This window comes from Nitrosomonas sp. (assembly GCF_040256045.1).
In the GTDB taxonomy this organism is placed as follows: domain Bacteria; phylum Pseudomonadota; class Gammaproteobacteria; order Burkholderiales; family Nitrosomonadaceae; genus Nitrosomonas.
This window is the reverse complement of the sequence record NZ_JBDZWD010000012.1, coordinates 1-12,644: the sequence shown is the minus strand read 5'-3', so window position 1 is coordinate 12,644 and position 12,644 is coordinate 1. Positions and strand designations below refer to the sequence as shown.

General features: G+C 50.2%; 7 protein-coding genes and 1 tRNA gene. 3 read left to right on the top strand and 5 right to left on the bottom strand.

Features of this window, described 5'->3' with window-relative positions; genetic code table 11:
* Position 1: 1 nt before the first annotated feature.
* Positions 2–3,094, top strand: a complete 3,093-nt coding sequence (locus ABUL11_RS03750; RefSeq protein ID WP_350282524.1) for an efflux RND transporter permease subunit — start codon at positions 2–4, stop codon at positions 3,092–3,094.
* 49 nt (positions 3,095–3,143) lie between these two features.
* Here ABUL11_RS03750 and ABUL11_RS03745 read toward each other — a convergent pair whose 3' ends face one another.
* The 5 genes from ABUL11_RS03745 to ABUL11_RS03725 form a co-directional block, all read right to left on the bottom strand.
* The gene (locus tag ABUL11_RS03745) at positions 3,144–5,003 is read right to left on the bottom strand and encodes an ABC transporter ATP-binding protein (RefSeq protein ID WP_350282523.1); all 1,860 of its coding nucleotides are present in this window, start codon (positions 5,001–5,003) and stop codon (positions 3,144–3,146) included.
* 107 nt (positions 5,004–5,110) lie between these two features.
* Entirely contained in the window at positions 5,111–7,156 is a 2,046-nt protein-coding gene (gene prsK / locus ABUL11_RS03740) for an XrtA/PEP-CTERM system histidine kinase PrsK (RefSeq protein ID WP_350282522.1), read from the bottom strand.
* A 37-nt stretch (positions 7,157–7,193) separates the two neighbouring features.
* Positions 7,194–8,591: a TIGR03013 family XrtA/PEP-CTERM system glycosyltransferase gene (locus ABUL11_RS03735; protein ID WP_350282521.1), complete on the bottom strand. Its 1,398-nt coding sequence runs from the start codon at positions 8,589–8,591 to the stop codon at positions 7,194–7,196.
* Positions 8,592–8,698: 107 nt separating this feature from the next.
* Positions 8,699–9,391 carry a S1 family peptidase gene (locus tag ABUL11_RS03730; protein WP_350282520.1) on the bottom strand — a complete coding sequence of 231 codons (693 nt, stop codon included), beginning with the start codon at positions 9,389–9,391 and terminating at the stop codon, positions 8,699–8,701.
* Between the two features lie 251 nt (positions 9,392–9,642).
* Positions 9,643–9,717 (bottom strand) — tRNA-Val (locus ABUL11_RS03725).
* A gap of 231 nt (positions 9,718–9,948) precedes the next feature.
* Between ABUL11_RS03725 and ABUL11_RS03720 the strand changes: the two genes are divergently transcribed.
* Together ABUL11_RS03720 and ABUL11_RS03715 are read left to right on the top strand one after the other, a co-directional pair.
* A complete protein-coding gene (locus tag ABUL11_RS03720; protein WP_396956273.1) occupies positions 9,949–11,274 on the top strand; it encodes an L-serine ammonia-lyase in 1,326 nt (441 codons plus the stop codon).
* 343 nt (positions 11,275–11,617) lie between these two features.
* Positions 11,618–12,532, top strand: coding sequence for a DMT family transporter (locus tag ABUL11_RS03715; RefSeq protein ID WP_350282518.1), 915 nt, complete (start codon positions 11,618–11,620; stop codon positions 12,530–12,532).
* Positions 12,533–12,644: the final 112 nt, after the last annotated feature.

The window sequence follows — 12,644 nt, the reverse complement described above, 5'->3', positions numbered from 1 at the left end:
GATGATTATTTCTCTGGTACGCGCCATGCTGGCGCAGCGACTGGTAGTAGTCGTGCTGGCGCTGATTCTGATGGGATTTGGTCTATATGCGGCGCAACGTTTATCAGTCGATGCGTTTCCGGATGTCACCAACATTCAGGTGCAGATTGCAACTGAGGCAGTCGGTCGCAGTCCGGAGGAAATAGAACGGTTGGTGACGGTTCCATTGGAAATTGCCATGACCGGTCTGCCTGGGCTGGAGGAAATGCGTTCATTGAACAAGAGCGGCTTATCTATCATTACCTTAGTTTTTACCGATGAAACCGATGTTTATTTTGCCCGACAACTGGTCATGGAGCGGCTGCTGGAAGCAGGCAGCAAAATGCCGTTGGGAATTATCCCCCGCCTGGGTCCGGTTTCTACGGGTCTGGGCGAGGTTTATCAATACACGATCGATCACCCTGATGACGGTGAGCGGGCACTGACCGTCGAAGAACTGACCGAACGGCGCATCGTGCAGGACTGGATTGTCCGGCCGATGTTGCGGTCCATTCCCGGGGTGGCGGAAATCAATTCACAGGGAGGGTATGTCAAGCAATATCATGTGCTGACGGATCCCAACAAACTGCGTCACTACGATCTGACACTTAGCCAGGTAGAGAAGGCCGTTGCAGAAAATAACGCCAATGCCAGCGGCGGTATCCTGCCGACCGGCAGTGAACAGTATCTCGTCAGGGGGGTTGGCCTGATTCGCACCCTCCAGGATATTGGCAATATCGTCCTGTCAGAAGAGCGCGGTGTACCTGTATTCGTGCGCGATGTTGCCGAGGTAAAACTAGGGACGGAGGTCAGGGCAGGGGCCGTTATCAAGGGAGGATATACTGAATCGGCTTCCGGTATCGTGCTGATGGTCAGGGGCGGGAACGCCAAGGAAATAGTGGAACGTGTCAAGGTAAAAGTAGCGGAGATCAATGAGCAGAAACTGCTTCCGGACGGATTGCAGATCGTTCCTTATTATGACCGTACTGATCTGGTTGATGCTGCGTTGTGGACGGTCAGCAAGGTACTGATGGAAGGTATTTTCCTGGTCATCGTCGTATTGTTCATCTTTCTGGGGGATGTACGTTCGAGTCTGATCGTGGTAGCGACCCTGGTAGTTACGCCCCTACTGACATTCATGGTAATGAATCACCAGGGTATTTCCGCCAATCTGATGTCATTGGGAGGGCTTGCGATCGCGATCGGACTGATGGTCGATTCAACCGTGGTGGTAGTGGAAAATGTCTTTCATCGCCTGGGCCATAGTGGCAACACGCAGGAATCACGTGCGCGTACCATTATTGAGGCGGTGGGGGAGGTCGGTACACCGGTGATTTTCGGGATTTGCATCATCATTCTGGTGTTTCTGCCACTGATGACGTTACAGGGTATGGAGGGCAAGCTGTTCAGCCCGCTGGCCTTTACGATTGCGATTGCTCTGGCGATTTCCCTGATCGTTTCGCTGACTTTATCCCCGGTACTGTGCGCCTACATTCTGAAGGGAGGAGGCGATCACGATACCGCGATCATTGCCAAACTGAAAGCGGCTTACCGCTCCTTGCTTAACACTGCACTCAAGCGGGGAAAACTGACGGTTACCACTGCGCTGGGACTATTGCTGCTGTCTTTTGCGTTGTTTCCGTTTCTGGGGAAATCGTTTATTCCGACTTTGAAGGAAGGTGCATTGACACCCCAGATCAACCGAGTAGCCTCGATTTCCTTGTCCGAAGCTATTGAAATGGAAATGGAAGCCATGAAGGCTGTATCGAAGGTGCCCGGGGTGAAAAGTGTGGTATCCAAATTGGGGCGCGGTGAATCTCCTGCTGATCCGGCTGGGCAGAATGAATCCGATCCAATGGTGACGCTTGATCCGGAATCCGGCCGTACTCAGGATGAAGTGGATGAAGATATTCGCAAATTGCTGGAGGTTTTGCCGGGTGTCAATATCGTCTTGTCACAGCCGATTGCCGAAAGAGTGGATGAGATGGTGACCGGGGTGCGCTCCGAAATTGCAGTAAAAATTTTCGGGGACAATCTGAATAAACTGCGGGAGCTATCGGAACAGATCGCACGCATTTTACGCAGCATTCCAGGTGCACAGGATATCCGCATAGAACGTTTGTCCGGCCAGCAGTCTCTCACCATCGATATCGATCGTAATGCCATTGCACGTAACGGTATCAATGTCGCCGATGTGCATGAACTGATCGAGACTGCGGTCGGTGGTCGTGAAGTCAGTACTTTATACGAAGGGGAGCGGCGTTTTGCTATTGTGGTGCGTTTCCCGCAACATTTTCGTGACAGTATCGAAAATATTCGCAATTTGCTGTTGCGGGCCCCGGATGGCGTAACCGTACCTTTATATACCGTTGCCAGCGTCAGCATTATCGATGGTCCCGCACAAGTTTCGCGTGAAAATGCCAAGCGTCGCGTCGTAGTCGGGTCGAATGTCGATGGCCGTGATCTGGGCGGATTTGTGGCAGAGGTACAGGAGCGAATTGCTAAAGAAGTGAAACTGCCTGACGGTTATTTCTTCGAGTGGGGGGGGCAGTTCGAGAATATGGAGCGCGCTATGGCTACGCTTTCGATCATTGTTCCGATAACGATTTTTGCGATTTTCTTTTTACTGTTCATGTTGTTCAATTCCCTCAGACTGGCTGCTTTGATCATTCTGGTGCTGCCATTTGCATCGATAGGGGGTGTATTTGGCCTGTTTGTCACCGGTGAATATCTATCGGTGCCTGCGTCGGTTGGTTTTATCGCGTTGTGGGGAATTGCGGTATTGAACGGAGTGGTACTGATTTCCTATATCCGCAAATTGCGTGATGAGGGGGTCAGCGTGAAGGATGCGGTCATCAAAGGATGCGAGCAGCGCTTCCGTCCGGTCTTGATGACTGCTACGGTAGCCATGCTCGGGCTGGTTCCGTTTCTGTTTGCGACCGGCCCGGGTTCAGAAGTGCAGCGGCCGCTTGCCATTGTGGTCATCGGCGGATTGATCACCTCTACGTTGCTGACGCTGGTAGTGTTGCCCGTGCTGTATCGCCGGTTTGATCAACCTCCGGCCATACAGCAGTAAGCCTTAATCTGAAAGGTTATCCCTGATTAGTTAGCAGGTTTCGCCCTGGCTACCATGGCCCATGGTCGAAATGGCCCAGAAAACCGCCGGACTGATGATTCCACAGTCTGGCATACAGCCCGTTGAGTAACAGCAGCTCGGTGTGACGCCCTTGCTCGACGATGTATCCGTTATCCAGCACAATCAGCCGATCCATGGCCGCAATGGTGGAGAGACGATGGGCGATCGCGATCACGGTTTTGTTTTGCATCAGCTCGTGCAGGCTTTGCTGGATGCTGGCTTCTATATCCGAATCCAGCGCAGACGTTGCTTCATCCAGAACCAGAATAGGTGCATTCTTGAGCAGTACCCGGGCAATAGCAATACGCTGGCGTTGCCCACCCGACAGATTGACTCCGCGTTCTCCCACCATGGCGTCGTATCCTCTGCGGCCGTAACTGTCTATCAGTTCCTGGATGAATTCATGCGCATGGGCCCGCTGTGCAGCCAGGATGACTTCTTCTTCGGTGGCATCAGGTCTGCCAAACAGAATATTTTCACGAATGGAACGGTGCAGCAGCGAGGTGTCCTGGGTGACGATGGCGATGTTGGCACGCAGGCTCTCCTGCGTTACGGTACGAATATCCTGCTGATCGATCTGGATACTACCTTGCCGAATGTCATAGAAACGCAGCAGAAGGTTGATCAGAGTTGATTTTCCAGCGCCGGAAGGTCCAACAATGCCTACTTTTTCACCGGGGCTGATATAGAGATCGAGTGCTTTGAAAATCCGGTGATCTTCGTTTTTAACAGTGTCATGGTAGGAAAATTCAACCTGGTTGTAGTCTATTTGTCCCTTCGTAACGAACAGTGGTACAGCATCAGGAGCATCTGTTACCACATACGGTTTGGCCAGCATGTTCATGCCATCCTGCACGATGCCGATGTTCTCGAACAATTCTCCAACTTCCAGCATGATCCAGTGAGACATCCCGGTCAGACGGATGGCAAGACTCAATGCAATGGCAATCGCTCCCGTGCTGATACTTTCATCGAGCCACAACAGGATACCAAGTGTACCGATCGCAAAAACGGACAGCATGTTATTGATCCAGACACAGGTATTTAGTTGTGTCACCAGACGCATTTGCGGGTGGACGGTATTCAGGAACTCTTGCATACCGTCCCGCGCATAGTCGGATTCCCGCCGGGTATGAGAGAAAAGCTTGAGGGTGAGGATATTGGCATAACTGTCCACGATACGCCCGGTCATGTTTGAACGGGTATCTGCCTGAATCCTGGAGATGCTTCTGAGTTTGGGTATGAAGTAGTGCAGGATGCATAAGTACACTGCCAGCCAGATAATCAGTGGAATACAAAGGCGCAGATCTGCATTGGCAATCAGCAGTAATGCGGTTACCAGATAAACAGTGACGAACAGTAGAACATCCAGCGTTTTGATGATCGTTTCGCGCACAGCCAGCGCCGTTTGCATGACTTTAGTCGCGATACGTCCGCTGAATTCGTTCTGGAAGAAAGCGTAGCTCTGATCGAGCAGATAGCGGTGGGACAACCAGCGAACGACCATAGGGAAATTTCCCATCAGGGACTGGTACAGAATGACTGAGTGAAAGAAAACGATAACCGGCATCAATATCAGGATGAAAAGTGACAATCCCAGCAAAGTCAGTCTTTCTTCCTGTAAAAATGCCTGCGGATCTTTCTCAGCCAGCCAGTCTACGATGGTTCCCAGTACACCGAACAGCATGGCTTCGCCAACGGCAACACAAAAGGTGGCAATCGCCAGCAAAATGAAATAGAGCTCTGCGCCTTTCATGTAATGGCGGCAGAACCGGTAGAGTGTGGCAGGAGGTTCGGTCAGTTTGCCGGATGGAAAGGGATTGATCAGGCGTTCGAAATAACGGAGCATAAAATCGTGTTTCAGAAAGAACGGGTGACGAGAAATATCAGATGAACCGCATCTTGGGTGCGGTGTAAATATTAGTATCCATCGAAATCGACAAGGATACCGTAAGACTAAACAACTAACGGCAGCATGACCGTGAAAATCGTCCCTTTCGATATTTTGCTGGATACGAGCAGTTTGCCACCGATTTCTTCGACATATTCTCTGCTTTCGAAAACACCAATACCCATACCTGCTGTTTTGGTCGATTCGAAAGGAGTAAACAATTTTTCACGGATGAATTGCTCACTCATGCCATGCCCGCTATCTTCGATTTCGATAACTGCCCATTCAGTTTGTTGCTTGAGCCGTACCTCGACATACCCGTCTTTAGGAGTCGCCTCGATTGCGTTTTGTACCAGATGGCCGAGTACACGTTCCAGACGTGATGGATCGGCCAGTACATTCAATTTTGTATCAGTGATGTCAAATACTGGTTTGGGTTCATGAAAGGATTTGCTGGCAATGATCCGTTGCAGCAGCTCATTCAGAGACAGGGCATTTTTTTCTTCACGCATGTTTTCACTGCTGAGTTTTTCAAGCATGCGTTTCATTTTATTGACGGATAATGCTACGGTATCCAGCATATCCTGCTGAAATTCCGGGTTATCCTTGTGCTTTTCTGCATTGGTAAGTAACAGCGAAAGCTGAGCAATCAGATTCTTGATGTCATGTACGATAAAGGTGGACATGCGATTGAAGGATTCGAACTGACGAGCCGTGGATAATGCCTGAGCTGCTTCGTACTGTGCTAGATAACTGGCTGCCTGCCTCCCTGCTACTTTTAGTAAATCCCTGACTTCCCAGTTGAACTCGACTGCACTGCGGGGTTCGGTCAGCACTACGAATCCCAGCAGTTCTCCATGTAATATCAATGGTACTACCCAGCGTGCTTTGGGAATGGTAGGCATCCAGTCGGGTAATACCATTGCTGCGTACTTCTGTGATTCAGAATCATGCTGGTATAAATCGATCACCCAGGAATTTTCCTGCATGAACTGACAAAAAGGGCTGTCCATTGCTACGGAAGCATCGATATGCGGAATATTCCAGCGGGCAATCGGCAGATAGGCATGATGCTGTTCCGATTTGAACCATACTCCCCCGGCCGGACTTTCGACGAGCTGTGCGAGGGATTTGATCACCCGGATTCTCAATTCTGTTTCTTCTTCCGAGAGAGTGCGGGTAAAGCGCAGCCATTCTTCGCGATAGTCATAGTTGTAACTGAAGAAATGCTTGCTGATGAATACCTTGAGCCAGGAACGCGTCGTCCCGGAAAACAGTACGACGATCAGCAGGATAATCGCCCCGAACAGGAAAGTCAGCTGAAATACCGTCCCCCAGGTGCCCCCCGAGAATCGGAGATAATAGCCTGCTGCAGCCATCAACAGCAGGTAGACCGCTGCGCCAAATAATGCGGAGGAGTAAAACAGGATACGTCTCGAAATTGCAATGCCTACCATCCATTTTGGATTGCGTGCGGCCGAGAGAGCAATCAGGGGAACGATGAGTGTATTGGCCCACCCCCGGGCAACCCAGATATCGGGACTGATTTTTCTGAACAGCAGTGCATCGCTGTACAGATAAAAATCATAGACAAACAGGCCACCGATACCCAGGCAGATGAATTTGATTCCCCAGCGCTGTTCTCGGGGGGTGTTCCGGTAATATTGTTCCACCAGGATCATTCCGATGATGGCCATTGCCACCCATACAAGAAAATCATGGGAATTACCTGGCTGATCCGGATCAATACCGGCGGTCTGACCGAAAACGATTGTTTGAACCAGACAGATCAGGTAAAACAGGGCGATGGCAACAACTGCCGGTCTGATTTTAGGCGACGCTTTATCTGTTTTTTCTGGCTGGAAGGGCCCCAGCAGGGTGATCAGGAATAGGGTCAGGGTGGCATTGCGTAACAGTTCCAGTGTCTGGATCAGCAGCGGGTAGGAATAATCCCGGTAGGACAGTCCTGCAATCGTTGCCGCCCATATCGAGGATGTGAAACAGGCCGCTGCCAGCAATAAACCATAAAGACGTCCCCGCCAGCTGGTAATGAGCAGAATGGATAAAAAGAAAAAGACTGCCGCTGCTGCTGCGTAGCTTATGGTTATCACACCAGTCAGCGCGGGGAGAAGTCGTGACTGCTGAAATTCATCGACTGCCTTTTCGCAACAGGATGACGCCGACGGTATCGATCAGAATGACGAAATCGAGAAACAGGCTGTTATTTTTGACGTAATACAAATCATACTGGAGCTTTTCGATGGCATCTTCAATCGATGCTCCGTAGGGGTAGCGTACTTGGGCCCAGCCGGTAATACCTGGTTTGATGCTGTGCCGCATATTATAGTACGGAACCTGTGCGCTCAGCATGTCAACGAAGTGAGGGCGTTCGGGCCGAGGGCCGACGAAACTCATTTCTCCCTTGAGCACATTGATGATCTGGGGTAGTTCGTCAATCCTAAGTTTGCGAATGATTTTTCCCACCCGTGTCGAACGGGGGTCATCGGCAGTGGCCCATTGCGGCTTTCCAGCCTTTTCCGCATCATTGAACATGCTGCGGAATTTGGTGACCATGTAAGTTTTTCCTGCATATCCCACTCTTTCCTGACGATAAAATACCGGCCATCCATCTTCGATCACTATCAGCAGCGCGGTCAGTAACATAATGGGTAACGTAACGATCAGCAGCAACAGGCTGGTGATGATATCGAATATACGTTTAACTGTGGTTCTCAAGGTTCCCTGGTTAAAGCCGCTGCCAAACACCAGCCAGCTGGGATAGAGTGAATCCATTCGCAAATGGCCGCATTCCCTTTCGAAGAAACCGACCAGATCAGTTATTTTTATGCCACTTATCCTGCATTCCAGCAGCTCCTGAATGGGGAAAGTACCCCCCCGTCTTTCCTGAGTTGCGACGATGACTTCACTGACATCGTGCTGATCGACCAGCGAGGTTAGTGAACCGGTTTTCGGGATGATCATTTCCGCTGGAACGCGCCGGCTTTCTCTATCGAATGGAACGAATCCAACAATTTTTAAATTAGGCAGGATGGAAGTTTTATTAATGAGATCAAGTAATCCTCTGGCATTTTCCCCGACACCCAGTACGAGCGCACGGGAACGTAAACTGTCGAGTCCAGACCACCTGAAAAAAAGCAGCCGGATGATCAGTATCAGCAACAAGGCCAGCAGCATCACGATAGCCAGTAATCCACGACCGAAGTAAAGATCCGGGAACAAATAAAAGATGAGAGTGATGAAACCAAAACCCAGCGTAAGGGAAGGAAGCAATCTGAGCAGAATACCTTCAAAATCCTGCCGGCCGTCCAATTGGTACATACCCAATGCAGCCATGCTGGCAAGGATTACGAAAGTAAAAGTAACTGCTCCGGGTAATTGCGAGATCAGTGATCCGGATATTGGGACATCCCACTGCATGAATCGAATGGCTGCACCGGCAAAAAAGATCGCAAGCAGTGTAGTAGCTTCGATGCTGGCAAGCAATACGGAGAATCCGGAAATGTAATGATTAGAGACCCGAATCAAGGTACACCTCAGCCAGAATGACGTATAAGTAAATGGATTGGTATAGATTGGTAAAGACCGTAAAACGGTGAGATCGAGGGGCGGACCAGCTCACTGTCATAAAACGATTAAAAACCACCTTGTTTAAGCAGATCGAGAATGTAATTACTTGGGATGGCATAGCTAATCCCGCTTGGATCACTCAGTATAGACTCCTTTTTGCCTTTTATAAAAACCATATTCACCACTCCGCAGACTTCTCCTGTATCCGGATCATATAACGGACTCCCGCTGTTACCCGGATAAGCTGTGCCATCGAGCTGAAATATTTTGTAAGCAGATTTTTGCAGTTGTCGAATCTTTGCTGCATCGAGCTGCCTGGCATTTTGTGCAGGCAGGATGACAGGAGTGATTGAAGAAATGGTAGCTCGATGGGTCACCGGGTAAAAGCCGAGTACCATTCCGATTGGAAAGCCGGTGAACGCCACTAATTTTCCTTCTTTTATTTTGCTGGCATCTCCCAATTTCATTGCGGGTAATGCTGTTCCTTCAAAACGTAAAAGCGCAAGATCGTGTTCTTTATCCAGAGCTACTATCGTGGCGTTTCTCAGTTCAGGCTTTTCACCCCTGCCGGTCATGATAATCAATGAATCCTTGCTGGTGTTGCCGGATAAATCAGAGATCACATGCGCATTGGTTATGGCATGTAATCCATCTTTGATCACGAAGCCGGTACCAAGAAAATTGACAGGAGGAGAGCGTAATTTCTGGAAAGAACCTATTCCGATAATCGCCGGTTTGATACGTTCTACCGTTTTCACGAGATCTGCCTGACAAAATGGAGAATAAAGCAGTATCAGGTATACGATAAACAATCGCAAAATGGGGAATGCAGCCGGATTGAACATTCGACAAGGAGTAAAATTAGTTGGGGAGTGTTGTTCGCAGTGACTCAGAACACCGTTCAAAAAATATCCCTGTCATACAAACCGTCTATGCCAATGACAAGTTCTGACAGACACCTTCTAGATCAGCCCGATTGGCATGGTTGTCTGGGTGTGACAGAAAAAACTGGTAGGCGGTACTGGAATCGAACCAATGACTTCCACCGTGTGAAGGTGACACTCTACCGCTGAGTTAACCGCCTTTGTTGTTTCTTAACGACAGGATTAGACCATAGCCTGTTTATGCCGGTCAATTATTATTGTTTCTTTGGGTTTTCGCAAAATAATTGTTTTTATCCGCAGGGCAGATTCGATTGATCTGCTATACAATTTCAGCAATTGCAATATCAACCTTCAGCAGCAAGTTCTACCCTATGTTTATCAGCGTACTCGATTTGTTCAAAATTGGTATTGGCCCTTCCAGTTCTCATACCATGGGCCCAATGATGGCAGCAAATGTTTTTCGTGATCATGTCGACCAGTTGATCTCGCAGACGCCTGACGATCTCAATTATCGTGTCTATTGTGTGCTCAAGGGCTCGCTTGCATTTACCGGGAGAGGGCATGCAACAGACAGGGCAGTAACTTTGGGATTGCATGGCCATAGCCCTGTATCGCTTGCCGGAGAGGATGTCAATGCACTGACGGCGAAACTCTGGGCTACTGACATTCTGCAACTTGCAAGCGGAAGAGGTGCTGGCTTCAATCCCGACGATGATATCGTTTTCGATAAATCAGACCCTTTGCCACAGCACCCTAACGGAATGATTTTTTACTTGCTGGATGAAGAGGGGAAAAAAATCCTGTCAGAAACCTTTTTTTCCATTGGAGGCGGGTTTATCTGCACCCTGGCAGAAATCAATCAGCTGAACGCTCCGCTTAAAATGGAATCTGCCGGGTTATATCCATATCCGTTCGATTCTGCGATCGGTATGCTTGAAATGTCACAACAGAGCGGCTTATCCATCGCTGAAATGAAGCGTGCCAATGAGTTGACCAGAATGTCGGCGCAGGAGCTTGAGCAAGGGCTGGATAGTATCTGGCAAGCCATGTGTCACTGTGTCGAGCAGGGGCTGACAGCGGAAGGCCGTCTCCCGGGGGGACTGAGTATACGCAGACGTGCGAAAGATTTGTACGAACAACTGCAGATACATCCGGAAAAGGCCACACTGAACGATTGGTTGTGTGCTTACGCCATGGCCGTGAATGAAGAAAATGCTGCCGGGCATATGGTCGTTACAGCCCCCACCAACGGTGCTGCGGGGGTTATTCCGGCAGTCATTTACTATCTGCTCAAACATGAAGGTGGTACTGAACAGCAGGTGCGGGATTTTCTGCTGACAGCTGCGGCCATTGGCGGGTTGATCAAGCACCTCAGCTCTATTTCCGGTGCCGAAGTAGGCTGCCAGGGAGAAGTGGGTTCAGCGGCAGCCATGGCTGCGGCCGGTCTCTGTGCAGTACGCGGAGGTACTACCGAGCAGATCGAAAATGCTGCCGAAATTGCGCTGGAACATCACCTGGGTATGACCTGCGACCCGGTCGGCGGGCTGGTTCAGGTGCCTTGCATCGAACGCAATGGCTTTGGTGCAATCAAGGCACACACAGCCGCCGCGCTTGCCTGTCGCGGTACCGGCGAGCATTTCATACCGCTGGATAACTGTATCAATGCGATGAAACAGACTGGCTTGGAGATGTCGCATAAATACAAGGAAACTTCACTGGGTGGTCTGGCCGTCAGTGTCAGCATCACCGAATGTTGAGGAGGCTGCTATTTCCTGGAATTCTCGTTGTGAAAAGGCAAGGGCCGGAGAACCGCATTTTCAGAATGAGCTATTCTGCTGCATGGCTGTACGATAGACGATGCGTGCTTGATCGTCATAGGCAATAGCGCCTGTATCGCATATAGTATCGTCGACATGAACATTCCCAGAACAATGCTGATTCTACGACTGTGGCGGTTTCCTGCCATTGTCCCGTGCGCCTGATCATTACATTGAGTTGCTGATTATCAGATAGTGATACGGGTCTTCTCCCGCTGATTGCTGTCTTCCGTGAAAAGATCTGTATTTTTAATGACTGAATACAGGATTTTCCAAATTCTTCATGCACCCCTTACTTGCAAGATTTTTTTCCTCGCACCAGCAGGCGCTGGGCGTTCTGTTTGCCTTGCTGTCGGCGATTGGTTTTTCCGCCAAGGCGATTTTCATCAAATTGGCCTATGTCGAGCCTGTGGATGCCGTAACTTTGCTGGCCTTGCGCATGGTGTTTTCCGTGCCATTTTTCGTATTTGCCATGCTGCACGGACGGGCGCAGGCCACCCCTATGGCTCGGCGCGACTGGCTTGCCGTCCTGCTGCTGGGGCTGATGGGATACTATCTGGCAAGTTTTCTTGATTTTCTCGGTCTGCAATACATCAGCGCGGGGCTGGAGCGCATGATCCTGTTTCTGTATCCCACCATGGTGGTGCTTATCAGCGCGCTGGTGTTCCGCGCTGCTATCGGGCGCAGGGTCTGGTTCGCCTTGCTGCTCAGTTATGCCGGAATCGGGCTGGTATTCGTGCACGATTTCCACATCACGTCGGATGGTCTGCTCATGGGTAGCAGCCTCGTTTTTGCCAGCGCATTGGCTTATGCCATCTACTTGATTGGTGCCGGACACACCATCGCCCGTATCGGCTCCATGCGCTTTACCGCTTACGCCATGACCGTCGCCTGTCTTGCCTGCATCGCCCAATTTCTGCTCACCCATCCGCTGGATGACCTGCAGCAATCCACCCGTGTCTATGGCCTCAGCATCGGCATGGCGCTGTTCTCTACCGTCATGCCCGCCTTCGCTCTTGCTGCCGCTATGCGGCGAATCGGCTCTATGCAAACCTCCATGATAGGTGCGCTGGGGCCGGTGGCAACCATTTATCTGGCTTATGTGTTTCTCGCGGAACAACTGTCGCTGGTACAGCTGGCAGGCTCGGGGCTGGTGTTGATTGGTGTGATGATGATTAGTCTGCAAAAGAAGGGCTGATAGATGGCAGGAATCTGGGCTCGATTCTTTCAAGGATATTGGATTTGCCCGTGCCTAAATAACCTGAGTTCGGGATAAGCCCTTAAGCTTTAGCCAGGCTGTTGACCCTGGT